A 19,011-nucleotide genomic window follows, 5' to 3' on the forward strand; every position below is an offset into this window, starting at 1 on the left:
TTTTAGTTTTTAATGTTCATATCGGCTCTAGCCTCCTTTAACATTTGATTGGCGGTTTCTACGAGTTCCAATCCTGCAACATGGGACCCCGAAGTTCCCTCTTCCACCTCGTATCCCCCATGAGGCTCTTCATCCGGCAAACAGACGTAGTGGACGCCATTGCCATTTGAATAGCCCAAGACAAGCGTTTGAGGAAAAGGTGAATTCTTCCTTATCTCATCTGCAAGAGAAGTCAAAGGTTCACCAGGCAATGCGACTATGGCCAACGGCCCCATTGTTATTACCTGAACTTCCGCTTCGATGGCTTCTAAGCCGGTTCTGCTTTTTCCTCGGTCGGAAGTTGGAAGACTGACTTTCCGTTGATATGTTTGAAGTGGCGAAATAGAGATCTTTGCACTATAATTAAAGGCTAAAGCCGCCAGATCAACGAGCCCAGTTGCCATCTGTTTTACCGCATCGGGACCACGACGCCATGGGTTGATATCGCCAGCAGCGCCCTGTAGAAAGATGGATTCTCCACCTAATTTTTTGTTCATGCTGGAAGCAGCAGCATTTGGCCAATCCCCCGAAATATCGTCAGAATATGGATAGATAGCCACCGCATGAATTGCTAAATGGAAAATAGTGGCTATATTCCTTCCCTCTTTGTTGCGAAAAGAAACTAAGGACATTGCACGATCCATGGGACCAAAGGTTGCAGCACCCATAAGTACTTTTGGATTCCACTCTTTGTGCTTGTAATTGTACCCAGCAGGTGTGTTGTTGTCTTCTACACCCCATTTTGCAGCACGTGGCCTTCTATTATTCATAAATTCGGAAGCATCGACCCGTCCGACCCAAATTGAGGCCGGTTGAACGGATTTCATGGCCTCCTTTGTTGCGGCTAAGGTTTTATCGATCAGCTCTTGCTTCCAAGCGGAAAAGTGTGGATCACTATTGATGTTTTCAATGTGACGGCTTGTCCACCATGTTTCATTTTCTCTTCCACGAAATCCCTGATTGTAAACAGGCGACCAGGGAGCAGAATGGTTATGCGTCGCATTGACCAAAATGTTTTTCATGGGGATTTTTGCAAATTCAGAAATCCTTTTCCGGATTTCTTCCGTCGCTGATTCACTAGCATCGACTAAATCCCAAGAAATGATAACCGATGTATTATTTAAGCTGTCCATAAGCACTAACGAACGGACGAAGATTGAATCCTTAATAACTCGGTATGGTTTTCCTGTCACCCAATTTTTCACCTCGGAACTTGGCGTAATATTTCTCTTGGCAATTCCGACCCTTAGCTGCTCAGCAGCAAAAGTGTGGGAGATTCCGAAAAGCGATAGCAACAATAACATATATATGAACTTTGCCCTTATCCGTTTTACGGGAGTGATGGGTTTAGTATTTTGATTATATAAATTCATACTTTCAAATTTTCGTGACATCCCAATTGTCAATGTTTAGCATTTTTATTCAATGTCCAATCCATAGCATTCACTAATAGTTTGATAAAATTTTCATTCTTAAAATCCGATGGATAGCCCAGCGAGGTGTAGAAAACTCTACTCTTGCCATAATGGCGCGTCCATGCTATTGGCTGTGATTTCTGGTCACTCAGCCCCTGTAATAAGACTTGAGCGTTTCTGTCAAGGAGTGGATCCACTAGATAAAGGTTACCATCACTAACCCAGTTTCTGTACTGTATCCCCTTTAGAATCTCATGGTCTAAGAAACGTTCATTGACCTGCACTACTGTTTTAGCAGTGGCCAATCCATATCCTCTATTTTCACAGCCTAAAACCGTGGAAACGAATTCTGGCCATTGTTCGAAGCCGTTCTCAGCAACCTCACCTTTTAAAAGGGTAAAAGCATGATTTGCGGTTCTTATTCCGACAAGCCCACCGCCATTCTGGAGATATTTTTTTAGTATATCCATTTGTTCACTAGGTAAAGCCAGTCTTCGCGTAAAAACCACGACTAGATCCGCCTTATTTACGATTTCAAAGTTTGGAAAACGGTAGGACGTACGGTTCGAACTGCCCAAGAGTACTGTCGTTTTATATTGTCCTGTTTCCGACAAGGATTTTGCAAAGGCAGGTATCGTGAGATGTGCTCCATAATTGTCTGGATCTTCACTTATCAAAAAGACGATGTGCGGTAGCTTGCTCTTTGCGATTGCAAACGCCGAAGTACTCATTCCAACATCCATGACGATCAACAAGATTATCAGACGCACAAGTCGATTAATTACTATTGGATACCTTTTAAAAAACATCAATTCCATCATTTTTAGATTCAATTCTATCAGATCATGATCAATTCTTACAGCATTGACGGCTTATTGGTCATAACCTGGATTTTGTGGAAATTCAGCGTCAATATTCAAGTCAATATCTGCTAATGGTATTGGCCATCGGAAATTATGAGGCTTAATAAAAGCTCCAGGACACAGCGGATTATCATTGTACTTCAGTACCCGTTCAATCAACTTTCCGGTCCTTCTCAGCGTAATTAAGCGCCATTCTTCGCCATATAATTCTCTAGCTCTTTCGTCCAGTATATAATCGATATCCAGATTCGCTGCAGCAACAGGCTTCGCATTTGATCTTTGACGAACCTTGTTTACATCTGCAGCTGCCAGGTCTTTTTGACCGGTCGCTAAATAAGCTTCTGCACGCAACAATAAAGTTTCGGCAAAACGTAAGGCATACCAATCCTTATGGGTAATCCCGCCGCCAGAGCGATTTGGCTGCAAGAAATAATTTAAAGGATCCGTGAATTTCGTATGAATCGGAAAGAGGATTTTTAACGTGTCTGCTCTAGGATCTGTTCGTGCCGGGTTGTATAAACTGAAGTCAATCTTCTTTTTATGATAAGCCGATTGCGGATTATCGTAGTAGAAGTTTCTTTTCAAGTTATGCTCTGCATTTCTTGTATCATTATTCCAATTATCCTTCCATATGTAATAGTACACTAAATTCGTTCCTCTAGCGTTTGCCGTTGGACGTCCAAGCGTATCCGTATAGCCAGTGTAAGCACCATTATACAATTCACCAAGAATGGCTTTCTTCCCATCTGGAGTTAGTCCTATATCGAAGTAACGTGGGCCAAAGATATAAGCACTGGCTATTTGCCCCCCACCCTTGATAAATGGCTCAACTTGGATGACCCACATGGATTCGGTATTCTCGGGAAGATTATGATTGCCATAGCCGAATAAGTCAAAGTATGGGTCACCTGATCCAAAAACATCATTTCCTAACCTACCCCCAAAGCGTCTCGTCATCAAATTATAATTGTAATCATTGATGACCTTGCTCGCTGCTTCTACTGCTTTGGTTGGATCTTTCAGTTCCAGATAAGTTTCTGCTAGAAAGTGTAAAGCCGGACCCTGCGTAATTCTTCCAGGCGCTGCTTCTTGCGATGGTTTCGGAAGATTCTCCGCAGCAAACTTGAAGTCCTCTACCATTTGCTCATAAACCTTTTTTATAGGATCTCTTACAAAGTCGGCCTTTGCAGTCTGAATAGGTTCAGTTAGTACCGGAATATCGCCATAGGTCGAGGCTAAATTTCTATACATAAAAGCTCTGAAAAATCTTGCTTCAGCGATATATACATTTTTACCCTTCTCTCCATTCGTAAAATCTTCCGGACTGGCTTTGCCAACCTTATCGATCAATACGTTAGCCCACTGAATTACTTCAAATCCAACATTCCAAGGGTCCACGACATTTCGCCAAATCGGTGTCATATCTTCATAGGAATTCAAATAAACTCCCCCAGCTGCAGGGGTTTCGCCGTTATAACCAAGGTCGCTTCCATGTGTCGCCCAATTCATGACGCCAAATTCGCCAAAGGAATAATATGCAGATCGAACGCGGTCATGGATTGCAGTCACACCCTGCAACGCCCCTGCTTCGGTTAAATAAGCATTATCTGGTGATAAAAAGTCTAATGGCTTTTCATCCAACAAGCTTTTATCACAGGCTAGGAAAGCAAGCAGCAAAAGTGATAAGCTGAATACGCGTATGTTGTAAAATATTTTCTTGATCGTTTTCATAACTAAGAGTTTTGAATGTTATTCAACATGTTAAAAAGATACATTTAAGCCAAAGACTACATTCCGCATTACCGGATTATCGCTTGCGCCACTTTCTGGATCCCATCCCTGCCACTTCGTCCACACGTAAGGATTTTTGCTCGAAATATATACCTGTGCAGATTGCATCTTCAACTTTTGCAACAGCTCATTTTTGAAACTGTACCCTAAGGAAACATCTTGAATACGAACAAAGCTTCGGCTTTGATAAATGCCACTTTGACGAAGCGGAACGTTATAAATACCCGTTGTATTTGTTGTTGGCTCTAGCGGACTCCAATAAGGATTAACCGCTGAGTTGTTGTGTCGATCTGGGAAATAATAAAGCGGATTTACATTCTCTACGTTATTTGCCAAATAACGATTGCTGCCTCCTTGAATAGAGTTAATAAAAATTGATAGACTAAAGTTCTTATAAAGGAAAGTATTATTGATGCTGAATCGATAGCTTGGCGATGTAAAGCCAATAATCGCTCTATCGTTTGTCGGATCAATCACGCCATCCTTATCGCCTTGATCTACATATTTGAATTGACCTGGATACCAGCCTTCCAGAACCTGTCCGTTAAAAAACTCTTCCTCCGTCCAAACGCCACCAGCCATCTCATAGTCGTAGATGGCACCTAATGGCTCGCCTACAAACCACGCATTACCAATATCTCTATCATTTCCATCGCCGTAGAGTCTAGTCAACTTATCTCTGTTTAATGCAAATGTCAAGCTTGTTTCCCATCGAAATGCGCCATTAAGATTGATTGATTTAATGTCTAATTCTATTCCCTTATTCGCTGTTGCGCCGATATTGGTCCATATGTCTGCATAACCAGCCATGCGAGGAAGTTTTCTTCTAACAAGAATATCGGTTGTCTTTGATGAGTATAAATCCAGGGTACCAGTAATTCTATTGTTCATAAATCCGAAGTCGATCCCTGCGTTTATTGCCGATGTCGTTTCCCAACCTAATTCAATATTCCCTAAGGTACCGGGGTAAATTCCGATAGCCGTATTTTGTCCATACACATAGTCGCGAGTGCCCATTCTTGATTGGCTAGAGTAACGTCCAATCCCCTGATTACCATTCTTTCCGTAGGAAGTTCTGATCTTCAAATAGATATCATCCCTTTTAAAGAAAGGTTCTTCTGAAACCACCCAAGCCACTGATGCGGAAGGGAAATTTGCCCATTTGTTCGTTGCTCCAAAACCGGAAAACCCATCCCGACGTATTGTCGCTGTGAAAAGATAGCGTGACATAAAGCTATAATTTGCGCGGGCCATATAGGATATACTATTCTCCTTATAAGCGCTAGACGCAACAGTCGCAACTTCAGCCAATCCGACATTGTTATAGCCAAGCACTTCATTGTTAAATCCTGATGCATTCAAAGATGACCCACTTCCACTGCGCCCTTCGGTACTTAGCAACAGGGTTGAGTTAATTTGATGTTTACCGAACGTATTGCTATAGCTAAGGATATTGTTAATCGCCCAGTCTTTTCCTTCCGATGGCGATTTTACGGCTTCACCCCGATTGCTTACTCCCGCTGGTGTCTTACTCGAGTTAAAAGTATTGTTGTTCCGATTGGAGTAGATGTAAGAATAGTTGAAATCATAAGCTAAACCCTTTACCCAAGGAGCGTCGATTCTAACAGCACCTAAACCAAAGAACTCTTTACTTACATCCGAATTATCCACATAAAGATTGACTAAAGGGTACGGCTGGAACAATTCGCCTCCAAGATAGATATCATAAGTGTCTTGACCTATATAGTTATTTACCAACGGGCTTGCCTTTCTAGCAGTAGCTAGACTTGCCGGAATACCAGAATTATCAATATTGCTAAAGGAAGTATTTAGATTGATCTTTAACCAGTCGTTGATCCTTGATTCTACATTACTACGGAGCGTCAGTCTCTTCATCCGGTCATTTAATTGTATGCCTTCGACATCCGAGTAAGAGCCTGAAATATAATAGTTAGAGAGATCGGATCGTCCCTGCAAGCTTAAATTATAATATTGCATGGGAGCTGTTTGCAATACCTCGTCGACCCAATCAATTGATTTTCCTGCTAGATAGTTTTCTTTTTCTTCTAACGTTCTCAAATAATTAGCGACCACATTTCTGTCGGTCACATCCGGTCGCACTGGTCTTGTCGATGCATCTGTCGGATTTGTCTTATACCAATTGTAAACCTTACTTTGCCAGTCCCAATCTACTAAACGAACAGCAAATTCTTCACCATCCATCACACGCATGGGGTTATTTGTCATGTCTTGTACCCCGGCATAGGTATTGAATGCAATCACCGGCTTTTCAGTCTTACCTTTCTTTGTTGTAATCAATAATACCCCGTTTGCCGCGCGAGAACCATAGACCGCAGCAGCACTAGCATCTTTCAAAACATCGACTGCTTCGACATCGTTCATATTGATATTATTGATACTACCATTGTAAATAACGCCATCGAGAACAATCAAAGGTCTATCGGATGCCGATAAAGATGTTTGCCCGCGAATTGACAAGGATGGTTCGCTGCTTGCTCCTCCTCTTGATTCTAAGTTGACGCCGGACGTAGCACCGATAAGTGACTGCAGTAAGTTGGTATTAGCCTGTAACGCCTTGTCTTCCATAGAAATTCGAACTACAGAACCAGTCAGGTCGGATTTCTTAGCAGTACCATAACCAATAACGACGACATCTTCTAATTCTGCAGATACTTCATTTAACGAAATTTGTAATGTAGTTAGATTCCCTAATTGTACGCGAAACGTTTCATAGCCTAATAAGCTAGCCGATAAACTTTCGCCTGGGTTTGCCTGAATGGTAAACTTTCCTTCAGCATCTGTTTGAACCGCAGCATCCTTCACTGTTATCGAAACGCCAGATAGCGGAGCTCTCGTTTCCGCATTCTGAACAAGCCCATTGTAAGTTCGAGCTTCCTGACCATAAACAAGGATGGAAATTAGGCAAGAACAAAGCGTTGCGAGAAATATTTTTGAATTTTTCATCATAATGTGTGATTATATCTTGTAGGTTGTATAATTTGATTAAACAATCAGTAAAATGAAATGCAACCGATCAGCTTATGATGAATCGAATTTCTGACTGGACGGGGTAGTTTTAATTGCTTTACTCATCGATAACAGTTAAAGGTTCTTCATTGCGTTCAGCTCCTACGTATCCTTTGTTTTGATTAATTCTTCCCATGGTATTTGAATTAATAATTTTATCGTCAATCGGCCATTGGAAATTGTAAGGTTCGATGTGGTAGGTATTTGAAATAATCAAATTGGCATTGTAATAAATATTATTCAGCTTAGATATCCGATCATAAAACCAATTTTTCTCATGCAAATTGGTTAGGGAATAGCCGTTCAGACCCAACTTTGCCATAATGTAGGAAACCCTGTTCAATTCATTTTGTCTTGGTTCCTCCCCAAAAAGCTCTCGCGCACGCTCATCGAAAATAAAATCAATGCTAACATCTGAAGCCCCAATCAACGGTGCTTTTGCCCTTCCACGAACTTTATTGATATCTTCAGCAGCAGCCGTCATATTTCCTTTCCAGTAATAAGCTTCCGCCCTTAATAGAAAGGTTTCTGCTAAACGATAAATATACCAGTCACCATTACTTCCCATTGGCGGACTAGTTTGCTGAGGATGATTTGGCACATATGTTTTATAAAATGGAATTGGATAAATTCTAATAAAATGTTCTGCAGGATGGGGTAAATTCTGTGGGTCGAAGGGTTTGCCATATTGAGACGACGCGGGATTATTGTAGATAAACTCATGCCGATCAAACCAATTAATATCTGCTCTTCTTAAATCAGGTGTATTCTGCCAAGTATGTTGTTGTTTATCCTTCCAAATGTCGTATGCATGCCAATCGTTTAATAAGCAGTCAGGATTGCCACGGCCCAAACTGTCATAAAGCGGTCCCTTATCGATAAATCCTAAACCACCATCCTTATCTCTGGCATTTTCTGCAGAGTGCCACCACGTTGGATGGTAAACTCTTGCCGTGAATAATCCTGGAGACCTGGCAGCGTCAGGAGCTTCATATCGATCTATGAAAGCAAGGATAGTCTCTTTATTTTGAGCAATATTTTTATTCTGAGGGCGATGCAGATCCCAGATATAATTCTTCTTAGGATCATTAGCTTCGGCACCAAAGCGTTCCGACATCAAACTGTAGGGTCCGTTAATTACATTGCTGGCCGCATTGATTGCGTTATCCCATTCTAGATTCGCTAAATAAATCTTCGTTAATAAATGATATCCCGCTCCTCTCGTCGGCACACCAGCAGCACCAGTTTCCTTCATGTTAGTCACAGCCCATTCCATATCCTTTTTGATTTTTTCTAAAATGGCCCATCGAGAGTGTGTTTTATAGTCTAATTTGGCACCTTTCGCTTCTTCCATCACAAACGGAAGGTCGCCGTAGTTCCCAATTAGACGATAATACCAATAAGATCGATGCCAGAGCGCTTCAGCAAGAATTTCATTTCTGTCCGACTCCTTTTCCCATTCAATATTGTCTATTCGAGAGATTATGGTATTGGCATTTTTGACAATAACGAACATCTCGTTTATTTGAGAAACAAACTTTTGGTGTCCTTCGACCGTCGGTGTCAACAATCGCCAATCGGTGCTTCCCGGTAAATAAGGTGAACCTGCTTCCGAAGCCATCCATTGATGGGCTAAGAAGTTTTTCTGCCCCGTTTGTTCCATACTCAAATTCTTGCGAAGAGTGATTAACGCTGCATCATAGCCCTGCTTGTTTACAAAGACATTTTGTCCGGTAAAAAAAGACTTTGGTTTAGGTTTCAAAAAATCGTCAGAGCAACCTATTAATAATAGCTGAACAAGCATCATAAAAATTGCAATGTTACGCTGCTTTAAGTGTTTATATGTTCTCATGATTATCGACGTCTTTAGATTATAAAACAATATTAAGGCCCAGTGAGAATGTTCGCGGCATTGGTGCGAAGCCAGATTCGGGATCTGCACCTGGCCATTTATCAAACGTGAATAGATTGCGTGCAGAAACGAATGCGCGAAGACTCGTAAATTTTAAAGCTTGCAGATATTCTTTACCCACATTGTATGCTAAGGATACGTCCTGAACACGAAGAAAAGAGGTTGGCTTGTATGGCATAATTCCCCCACCATACGCGGTTCTTCGGAAACCTAATCGAGGCCAATCATTTGTCGGATTGTCGGGTGACCAATATGGGAAATTCGCAGTACTTAAGCGATCGAGTGACGTAACATCCACTAATGAGGGATTGAAGTGACGTTTATGACCTAAGTCTGCTCTGATAAAAACTGACGCAGAAAAGTTTCGAAGAAAATTAACCTCATTTCTAAGACCTATATTAAACCGAGGTTCCGTGTAGCCTATAAACTTCTTGTCTTGCAATGCCTCGTATTTCCCATTACCATCCAAGTCCTCAGCTTTGTAATCGCCGGGATACAGGGTATATTTCAAAGCTTCTGCTGCTTCATCTTTCTGCCAAACACCCAATATACTATAGTCCCAAATTGCATCAAGAGACTTTCCTGGAAACCATTTATTTCCATATTCTGGAAGTTCTCCATAATATTCCTTACCCTCGAGAATATACTTCCCTTGATCGCCAAATAAGGTTTTTATTTTATTTCGGTTGAGCGAGAAGTTAAGGCTAGAAGTCCAATCAAAATTTTCCTTTCGGATATTTTTCGTAGATATGGAAAGTTCCAAACCTTTATTGTCGAGCTGACCTATATTAGTCATCACATCCTCGAAACCTGTAATGGTCGGCAATGATCTATTAACGAGCAGATTCGATGTTTTCATTTGGTAAACATCTGCTGTAAGATTTAATCGATAATCAAACATGGATAAATCCAATCCCAGATTCAGGGCTTCCGTTTCCTCCCAGCGAAGGGCAGCATTAGGTAAAGTTGATGTTACGACCCCTTGCTGGGTTCCAGAGCCATTGTAGTAAGGGTTTGAACCAATTTGATCCAAGGCAGAATAAACTCCAATGTCTCGGTTTCCATTGACTCCCCACGAAAGCCTCAACTTCAATTCGTTGACCGACTTAACTTTAAAAAACTCTTCATTGTGAATCTGCCATGCAAATGCGGCAGCTGGAAAGGACGCTTTCGGATTCTCTTGACCAAAAGCGGAATAGCCATCGCGACGTATGGAGAGGGTCAATAAATATTTCTTCAATAAGCTATAGTTCAAACGCGCCATAAACGCATCGCCTGTTCTTTTTTCGTCGTTAGCAGAAATGGCTGGTTTATCACCAAACTGAATTCCGCCGAATCCTAGAATAGGGCTAGGCAGGAAGTTCTGATTCGTCGCTTGTGAAAGCCAAGTGTTCCTTTCTTCTGCTGAATACAATAAGGTCACATCGAAGTTGTGGATCCCTATCTCCTTATTCCATTTCAATAAATTATCAATCATCCATTCAGAGAGCGTGAAATCATCTCTTGTGGCATAACCATTCGAAAAGGTATGCCCTCCTTTTTGAGTTTCGGGCGACCAATAGTTATAATCTCGATACGTCTCAATTAACGGCTGAAATGAAGCTTTATATTGGATACCAAATGGCAAGGCGATCTCAGCGAAGACTGAGCCGAAAAGATTGTAAGTTATATATTCCTTTTCTTGTCCATAATGATCAAGAAGCGGATTGGTCGGACCTCCTAAATAACCATGAGGATACCAGTTTAATTTACCCTTGTCATCATATAAACTAGCATATGGACTCATAATTTGTATTCTATCCAAAGTCGCTGGGACAGAACTCTCGTCCTGTCTCGAAAATTGCAGGTTGGTACCGATTTTCAACCAAGAGCTTAAATCAAAATCTAGATTTACACGTCCGCGAATGGCCTTGTATTTATCGCCAAGAAGTATTCCTTGATTATTTACATACCCTAAAGAAAAATACTGTTTTGACTTTTCAGATCCTGCTGATATTCCAATGTTATAATCCTGACGCAGTCCGGTTCTAAACCCCTCGTCTACCCAATTAACTGTCTGATTATTTTTATACCCTTCAATTTCCGTTGGAAAAAAACTCAATCTTCGCAGCCACTCCTTTTCATCGTCAGGATCAGGATTATTTACCGTTTTACGCCAGTCCTCAATGCTGACACCGGCTGGCAGCTCGGAGGGAGAAAGCCAATGGTAGTCCGGCAATTTATTAGACTCCCTACTTCGAAAGAAATCACGACGCATGTTTAAGTAGTTTTGAGGATCTCTAGCAAAATAACCTGGATTTAAAAGTTGGGAAACACCAACAGAAGAGGAGATATTAATTGAGGGTTCGCCGGAATGGCCTTTTTCAGTTGTGATGAGCACAACTCCCGAAGCTGCACGAGAACCATATACCGCTGCTGAACTCGCGTCTTTTAAAATATCGATTGTTTTGATATCATTAGGGTTGATATCTTCGATAGAGCCATTAAAAATAACACCATCTAGTACAATCATGGGTGAACTCCCCGCTTGTATTGAATTCGGCCCCCTTATCTGCATGGAACCTTTCCCTGCCGCGCCGGTAGATTGCTTAGAAGAAAATCCGGCGACAGTTCCCGATAGCATATCCGTGAATTGTGTCATCGGTTGATTTTTAAAAGTTTCGCTATTCACACGAGTGACAGACCCTGTTAAATCCGATCTTTTAACGGTTCCATATCCAACAACCACCACTTCGTCAATGTCCGCAAAGTTCCTAATTAACAGGACTTCTACAAAGGACGATTCGACAACAATCTCAGACGAACGATAGCCCAATGAAGTAAATTTAAGTTTCGATCCCTTGGGCGCATCGATATTAAAATTTCCAGATTGATCACTTTGCAAACTATTTTTACCAGAAATAATAGTGACATTTGCAATAGATTCCATCGTTTCGCTATCCCTCACTATCCCTCTGATACTCAGCTGCTGAGCATTCAGCTGAAAGAATATGGAGAATAGAAACGCAAAGATGGGAGGAAGGAATTTTGTTCTCATCATCATAATTTTGGTTAGTTTAGGAATTGTTTACGTACCCGTTTTAACAGGCAGTTAGTTAACACAATTATAGGATTTATAATCTTTTTCTCGAAGTGTAAAACGATGCGTTTTGTCACCCTATTGTCATTAATGTATTTATTTCCTCAAAATATTTGTTATTTGTTAAAACAAATATTCAAAAACAACCGATATTTTTAACACACTATTAATCAATATTATGACTATAAATCGGTTGTAGGAAAGTTTATTGATAAAATACTATAGGTGGTAACAATAAATAAAAAAGCCAACTCTTATTTTAAAAGTTGGCAATCCATTTATTATCGTAGTTTAAAGAATACCCTTCTACCCTTTCTACTTCTTCAATTTCTGCAAACGTGCTTTAGCAGTTGGAATGATATCATCATCGCCCTCATAATTCTCAATCACACTTTCCAAAGTACTTCTTGCCTGCACAGCATCCCCTTTCCTAGCATAAGTATCAGCAAGCAAGATAAAACTCTTAGCCACCCAATAGTCCTGTTCATCCATATTTTCAATGACATCAAAAGCCGACTTTTGCGCTTTGCTGTACTCCTTATTTTCATACTGCATCATTGCTACTCTATATCTTGCCTCAGCGCTTGCGGCAGACTTACCTTTCAAAGCCGCCAAATTCAGCTCTTTCATCGCAGTAGCCTTATCTTCTTTCGCTAGCGATGCCTTCGCACTATACAAATGTGCAGTAGCAATCTCGGCTTCAGATGCTTTATCATAATTTTTAATGAGTTCAACATAATTCTCCATCTGTTCAAAATCTCCAAGCTCGTAGTAGCAGATCATAAGGTTAGTCACTGCGTATCCATAATTCTTCTTATAATCCGAATTTAGCTCTAACTTTTTGAGGTGAACAATCGCCTCGTTATACTCCTTTAAACTTAAGTACAAAGCAGCGACTGTCATCAAAGTTTGTTCCGTATACTGACTTGTCCAATCGTTTAATATAATATTCAAATCATGTAACGCTTCGCGAGGATGCCCAGTATGATATAAACTTACCCCTCGAATGTAACGCGCATGCTTTTCCTGTCTAGGCTTCGGAAACTTGTCGAAATACGCGTTAATTGCTTCTACCGCTGGACCATATTGTCCGCGCGCAAATAAGGTTCGTCCAGCTTGGAATGCCAAGTTATCCTGTTCGGAAACACTTAGGTCAGCGATATTGTTGCTCGTTGCGTAGTGTATATAACTAGTTGCATCTCCTTGATCCAAATAAATATTTTCGATAGAAAGCATCGCTTGAGCTGCCTCACTAGTCGTCGAATACTCCTCTACCACCTTTTGGAAAGTAGCCATTGCTGCCTCATTATCATTGTTATTGTATTGTACTAGACCGATTGTCATCAAGGCTCTAGGCACATAGCTACTTCGAGGATATCGTTTGATCATTTGCTGAAGTCCCGAAATAGCGGACTCGTAATCACCAGTGGTAAATGACAAATAAGGAATTTCAAACGCGACATCATCCGCATAGTTTGAGTTCGGAAATTGCTCTACCACAGCCCTCAGCGTATTTAATTTGCCTTCGTTATCGCCTTGAAGCCCTTTAATGATTCCTTGCTGAAACAAGGCATAATCTTCGTTTGGCGCCTTTTCCTTTATTAGCCGGCAATAATACTCATTCGCACGCCCGTAGTTTCGTGTTGAGAGATAAGAGTCACCAAGACGAGCTATTACGTCATGCCGTATTTTTTTGTCTAAGGAACCTTCCTCTGATGCTAAAAAGCGCTCAAAATACTGCGCAGCGACGTTATATCGATTAATACGAAATGCGGCATACGCTAAGGCATAATTCGCATAATTGTAAACAGTAGTATTTCGTGCTGCCGGCAACTGAAGGAACTTGGAAAAATTATCTACCGCTTCCCCATATTTACGAACTTCATACATCGCTTCGGCTTTCCAATAAGTCGCTAATGCCGCCATCTCTGGGTCAAAAGGAACCTTCTCGGACCGCATAAACATAGAAATACTGTTTTCGAAAGCACGTTCGTTATAAAACTCCATTCCTCGATAGTAGGTCACCTTCTGATAGATCATTTCTGCCTTCTCCTCCCTATTCTTGAACGACTCTAACAAATAAACCCCAGCCTGAAAATTGCTGGTACCCGTTAAAACTTGTGTAATTCGAGATTCGGTCGTTTCTTTCCCTTGTTCGGAGCTTTGGTCTTTAAAATTTAACGCTATATATTCCTGCAGTGGTTGCAAGGCATCTCGAACAGAATCTAACTCGTATAAGATTTTGCCATAATTGAATAAACCATCAGCTTTCACTTCTTGATCGTAATTCAATTGGGCTGCTTTTTGAAATGCCGCCAAAGCAGCTTGCTTATCCCCATTCTTCAACGCGATGTTCCCTAGCCCGATCAGTGAACTCTGATAGAAGGCGTCTGTAGGTTGCACCTTACTTAAAATAGATGCTGCTCGCTCATACTCACCAGCTAAATATGCAATAATACCGATCCTGTTATTATCAATATTGTCGCGGGACGCATTTGGATACCGTTGTGGAAGGGGGCTGTGATAAGGTTGTTTATAATTATTTCGTGCAAAGTACATGCTTGCTGCAATCTCGCGTAATTCTTGTGCAAGTGTAGCCCGATCGATCTTCATATCAGGAGTTCTTCGAATCTTTACCGCATCAGCAAGAATAGGACGATATTCTCGAACCACTTCAATAGAGTCCATTACACGTGGTTGCGTTCGATCAACTTGCCCACTTGCTTGCTCATTCTTTTGCGGTTGCTTTTTCTCTTCTTGTGCATAACCGACTAAGATTAACGTCGAGAAAACGCCTGTTAAAATATACTTTTTATAATTATTATCAATCCTTCGTTTCGCCACCATTGTCATTTTATATACCCGATATTTTTGAAACCATCAAATTCAGTGAGCAAATCAAGCTTTAAGATATCTAACGAAAATGAGATATAAAACTAAATTTTTTAATCACCGTCTGATGAATTTTAGCAAAAAGTCAGCCAATAAATGAGGGTTTCTCCTTTTGATTTTTGATGTGTACACTTTAGGTGAATTTACTACTAGAAGGGAGAGAGTATTGATTTCAGATCAGAAGTTTAGGATTGCAGTATCGATTGCTTGTCTTGAAACCAGGAAAGGAAAGATGCGAAGATTGACAGTCAATCTTGTCAATCCTCGCATCTTTCCTTTCCTGGTTCCGACCAAATTCATTTTTTAAACCAAAGGTTCGAAAAAACCACATCCCGACTAGCCTACAACCGACTCTCTAAAAATTTACTAAGCTCCTCGCCTCTCAGATTTTTCGCAATAATCTTACCTGTTGAATCAATCAAGAAGTTCGTCGGAATTGCTCTCACCATATATAAATCACCAACGCTTTGCTTTCCTTTCACATCCAACGCATGAACAAATGGCATATTATCCTCTTCCAGCTCTTTCTTCCAAGCTGTAGCATCACTATCGATCGAAACAGCAAAAACCTGAAAGTTATTTCCTTTGAATTGCTCGTAAGCAGCTTTCACATGAGGCATCTCGCGTCGGCAAGGACCACACCAAGAAGCCCAAAAGTCCAATAAAACATACTTGCCTTTAAAATCACTCAACTTAATAGCTTTCTGATCGACACCTTTAATTGTGAAATCCGGAGCCTGCTGACCGACTTCCAACTGACTCACCTTTGCTAACTTGTTTTGCAGCTCTTTCAAATAAAAACTTTGCGCTATCACTCCCTTATCGAATTGAGAAAGAAATGTTGAAATGGCGTCCGGTGTCATTTCCGGGGCGGTATATTGACGCGCTAAGGTTGCAACAGTCAAAGACTTTGGATTCGACGCAATAAGTTCAGTGATTTCCTTTCGCTGATCCGTATAAATTGCCTCAATCTTGTCACCCACAGCCTTCAATGCTTCGAGATTTTCTTCTGTTTGCGCAACGTTGTTATAAGCATTGAACGCTTTATTATATTCTGCAGTAACAAGCATCAGCTCTCCCGTGCTCTTCAACTGCTTATATGTCGAATTAAACGCGTTAAAATCATTCGCCCCAATGATGGTATCAGTCTCCACACTCCCCTCTTCAATATGCGCTTGGATATTGATGGGATCATCATCGACCATAAAAAATAATGCAGGTGTTTTCATCGACGGCCCCATATCACCTAATGAAGGTAAATGCAAAGTAAAGAACCTTTGGTCGTTCGTGTGCAAAGGCACTTCGATCTTAAAATTATCCTGAGTCGCATTGAATCGCTTAATCTCTCCCTTTTCAGGGTCTAACACTCGAATCTCCCTATTGCCAATACCCTTAATTCGTCCGCTAATTTCCACTAATTTCTCTTGGCCATGCACATTCGTAAAAAGTGCAAAACCCAATAAACCGAATATTATAGATCGCTTATTCATCATATTTTAATTTTAAAAATTCTAAAAGTTCTTCGTGATTCATGTTCTGTTTAACCACGACACCATTCTCATCAATTAAGAATAATGTGGGCAACTGCTCAACATGATATGCCGCAGCCGCCTTATTCGATTTTAAATCAATTAAGTCTGCAACCTGTATCCAAGGAATACCGTCCTTCTCTACTGCTGCCTTCCACAAATGATCCTTGTCATCCATCGAGACCGACACAATCTCAAAACCCTTTGAACGATATTTCTCATAGGTCGGCACAAGTTTTCGATTCGCAATACGACAAGGGGCACACCATGAAGCCCAGAAATCGATCAGCACAGTCTTCCCTTTCAGTGAAGTTAAATCGAATGCCTTTCCCCCATTCGTTTGACTATGGATCGCAGGAGCTTGCTTACCCACTAAATTTCGTTCCTTCTTTCGTTCATAATTCCTTAATAACTCCTGATAAACTGGTGCATAGGCTAATCCCTTGTCGAATCGACTAACTAATTCCTGAAGCTCGACATAGTTCATACCAGGAATATATGGTCGATAGATATCTAATACAGCTAAGGAAGCAGGATGCGCTCTTAAATAATCTTTACGAACAGAGTCGACCTTCTGATTCCAAACTTGCATTTGCATGCCTAACTTTACTTTACCGTCTTCGTCGGCATGTTCATATGCAGCACCAAGTGCCCTCATACTATCCTGAAACATAGCCACATCAAGCTCATATCCCTTCTTAATCGCATTCTGCATTCCACCGATCACCGTACTAGGCTGGTTCCAGTCTTCCTGTAGTCGTACCTGCATCTGCGCCGGTTCTAAGATGAAATGAACTGAACGTTTCGACCCTTTCAAGCCAACGCTCGCCGCCTGGATCTTATCTACTTGACCGCTAAATTGAAACGCATTGTTCTTAACCTCTGCAGAGTCCAGCAATTCCCGACCTTTATTGAAGGTATAGAGATAAGCATGAGTAACATTTTCATCACTAATAATCTGTCCATTAATTTGATAGTTCCCTTGTGCTATTGTAGCAAGTGGAATCAAATGAATGCATAACCAGAACAGCACTAATCTAGATTTCCTCATATCTGCTTATCTAGGATTTGGAACAATATTAGGGTTCAACTTCATCACCAAGCCTGGAATCTGAGCAACGAAATGCGAGGAGCCTGGAGCCAGCGTATAAGATTGTTCCGTATTAGCACGCTTATAAGTCTTTGCAAAACGCGGGTCTTTGTCCAAACGCTTCATATCAAACCAACGTAACCCCTTACCGAACAATTCCATTCTACGCTCCTTGATCACCAATTTCAATGCATCCTCTGCAGTTGTGGCTTCAACCTCTTTAAAGTCCTCAGAAGCAAAACGCTTCTTTCTCAAGGTATTTAGCAACTTCACTGCCTGATCTTTTTGATTTAATCTGGCATGGCATTCCGCAACAATTAACATCATCTCCGGAACAGCGATATTATAGTTCAAGTCTGCATTGATATATTGTGGATAGGGTTCTTTAACCGGAACACCAGTACGGTCTGTTTTTGACCAGCCGAATTTGAGTCGAAGATCCTTCGGATCAAATTGATTTAACAAATCAGGATCGATGAAACTGTTGCTCAAAATAGTTCCAAATGAAGTGGTCATATAGGAAATCATCTCCGGATGTACTTGCGCTAGCGCACGATTAGCAATCCCCAAAGCAGGACGATCTGGATTAATAAATCTATACTCATTGAAATCGAAAATAGTACTGTTTGTTTTCAATGCTTCATTGGCATGGGCCAATGCCTTTTCATACTGTCCCTTATAAAGATACAGACGTGCAAGTAGCCCGTTCGCAACGCCTTTACTTTGACGATATACGTTCTTAGGTTCATCCCGAAGAAGAGGCAATGCGGTCGTTAGATCGCTAAGAATTTGGTCATACACTTCTTTTACCGAAGCTCTGCTAGACTTCGCTTCCAAGTCTGGAATCGTTATTAAGGGTACCCCAAGGTCTGAAGCCGCTGTGCTTTCATTGTAAGTAGGCGCGTAAAAAAGTATAAGATTCATGTATGCCTGTGCACGATTGCAAAGAGCATTCCCTCTAACCACATTCTTACGCTCTTGCGTTCCATCTTCAACGCCATCAATCTCTTGCAAGATGATATTTGCGTTGAAAATATTATTATAGTTATCATTCCATGTACGGTCGCTCTCCGTCTCTAGGTAATACTCCGCTGCCCAGATATAGGTCTTTGAACCTGCTCCGTTCATCCCACTATTTACAGTGGACTGCGCGAGATAAATCCCGTCGGAAAGACGTTCTAAATACGCATTGCCATTTCCTGCATACGATGGATTTGATGACAACTCTTCATAGTCTTGGATTGTCTGAGGAATAAATTTCCCTTTAGGACGGATGTCTAGGTATTTTTGGCAACTACTTAACGAAGCAACCAGAATTACGAATGCTAAATATATTCTTTTCATCTTAGGCAA

At 41.1% G+C, this 19,011-nt stretch carries 10 protein-coding genes; all 10 read right to left on the reverse strand.

What is annotated here, in order from left to right; genetic code table 11:
• Window positions 1-2: 2 nt before the first annotated feature.
• Window positions 3-1,412 carry a neutral/alkaline non-lysosomal ceramidase N-terminal domain-containing protein gene (locus tag DSM08_RS11420; RefSeq protein WP_187773851.1) on the reverse strand — a complete coding sequence of 470 codons (1,410 nt, stop codon included), beginning with the start codon at window positions 1,410-1,412 and terminating at the stop codon, window positions 3-5.
• Window positions 1,413-1,441: 29 nt separating this feature from the next.
• Window positions 1,442-2,224: a ThuA domain-containing protein gene (locus DSM08_RS11425; protein ID WP_187773852.1), complete on the reverse strand. Its 783-nt coding sequence runs from the start codon at window positions 2,222-2,224 to the stop codon at window positions 1,442-1,444.
• 102 nt (window positions 2,225-2,326) lie between these two features.
• Window positions 2,327-4,048 carry a RagB/SusD family nutrient uptake outer membrane protein gene (locus tag DSM08_RS11430; protein WP_149526273.1) on the reverse strand — a complete coding sequence of 574 codons (1,722 nt, stop codon included), beginning with the start codon at window positions 4,046-4,048 and terminating at the stop codon, window positions 2,327-2,329.
• A 30-nt stretch (window positions 4,049-4,078) separates the two neighbouring features.
• Window positions 4,079-7,096 carry a SusC/RagA family TonB-linked outer membrane protein gene (locus DSM08_RS11435; RefSeq protein ID WP_149526274.1) on the reverse strand — a complete coding sequence of 1,006 codons (3,018 nt, stop codon included), beginning with the start codon at window positions 7,094-7,096 and terminating at the stop codon, window positions 4,079-4,081.
• Window positions 7,097-7,214: 118 nt separating this feature from the next.
• Window positions 7,215-9,008, reverse strand: a complete 1,794-nt coding sequence (locus DSM08_RS11440) for a RagB/SusD family nutrient uptake outer membrane protein (RefSeq protein ID WP_149526275.1) — start codon at window positions 9,006-9,008, stop codon at window positions 7,215-7,217.
• Between the two features lie 19 nt (window positions 9,009-9,027).
• The gene (locus DSM08_RS11445) at window positions 9,028-12,111 is read right to left on the reverse strand and encodes a SusC/RagA family TonB-linked outer membrane protein (protein ID WP_223110804.1); all 3,084 of its coding nucleotides are present in this window, start codon (window positions 12,109-12,111) and stop codon (window positions 9,028-9,030) included.
• A gap of 351 nt (window positions 12,112-12,462) precedes the next feature.
• Complete coding sequence (locus DSM08_RS11450) at window positions 12,463-15,000, reverse strand: tetratricopeptide repeat protein (RefSeq protein WP_246172228.1); 2,538 nt, start codon at window positions 14,998-15,000, stop codon at window positions 12,463-12,465.
• 380 nt (window positions 15,001-15,380) lie between these two features.
• The gene (locus tag DSM08_RS11455; protein ID WP_149526277.1) at window positions 15,381-16,532 is read right to left on the reverse strand and encodes a TlpA family protein disulfide reductase; all 1,152 of its coding nucleotides are present in this window, start codon (window positions 16,530-16,532) and stop codon (window positions 15,381-15,383) included.
• Window positions 16,522-17,619, reverse strand: a complete 1,098-nt coding sequence (locus DSM08_RS11460; protein ID WP_149526278.1) for a TlpA disulfide reductase family protein — start codon at window positions 17,617-17,619, stop codon at window positions 16,522-16,524. The genes DSM08_RS11455 and DSM08_RS11460 overlap by 11 nt, the downstream gene beginning before the upstream one ends.
• Before the next feature lie 6 nt (window positions 17,620-17,625).
• Window positions 17,626-19,002: a RagB/SusD family nutrient uptake outer membrane protein gene (locus DSM08_RS11465; protein ID WP_149526279.1), complete on the reverse strand. Its 1,377-nt coding sequence runs from the start codon at window positions 19,000-19,002 to the stop codon at window positions 17,626-17,628.
• Between the last annotated feature and the right edge of the window lie 9 nt (window positions 19,003-19,011).

The organism is Sphingobacterium hotanense, assembly GCF_008274825.1.
Classification (GTDB): Bacteria; Bacteroidota; Bacteroidia; order Sphingobacteriales; family Sphingobacteriaceae; genus Sphingobacterium; species Sphingobacterium hotanense.

What these genes read in the sequence shown, in the direction of transcription:
- DSM08_RS11420 (WP_187773851.1), bottom strand. Translation starts at nt 1,412, where the DNA reads ATGAATTTATATAATCAAAATACTAAACCCATCACTCCCGTAAAACGG.
- DSM08_RS11430 (WP_149526273.1), bottom strand. Translation starts at nt 4,048, where the DNA reads ATGAAAACGATCAAGAAAATATTTTACAACATACGCGTATTCAGCTTA.
- DSM08_RS11435 (WP_149526274.1), bottom strand. Translation starts at nt 7,096, where the DNA reads ATGATGAAAAATTCAAAAATATTTCTCGCAACGCTTTGTTCTTGCCTA.
- DSM08_RS11440 (WP_149526275.1), bottom strand. Translation starts at nt 9,008, where the DNA reads ATGAGAACATATAAACACTTAAAGCAGCGTAACATTGCAATTTTTATG.
- DSM08_RS11445 (WP_223110804.1), bottom strand. Translation starts at nt 12,111, where the DNA reads ATGATGATGAGAACAAAATTCCTTCCTCCCATCTTTGCGTTTCTATTC.
- DSM08_RS11450 (WP_246172228.1), bottom strand. Translation starts at nt 15,000, where the DNA reads ATGACAATGGTGGCGAAACGAAGGATTGATAATAATTATAAAAAGTAT.
- DSM08_RS11455 (WP_149526277.1), bottom strand. Translation starts at nt 16,532, where the DNA reads ATGATGAATAAGCGATCTATAATATTCGGTTTATTGGGTTTTGCACTT.
- DSM08_RS11460 (WP_149526278.1), bottom strand. Translation starts at nt 17,619, where the DNA reads ATGAGGAAATCTAGATTAGTGCTGTTCTGGTTATGCATTCATTTGATT.
- DSM08_RS11465 (WP_149526279.1), bottom strand. Translation starts at nt 19,002, where the DNA reads ATGAAAAGAATATATTTAGCATTCGTAATTCTGGTTGCTTCGTTAAGT.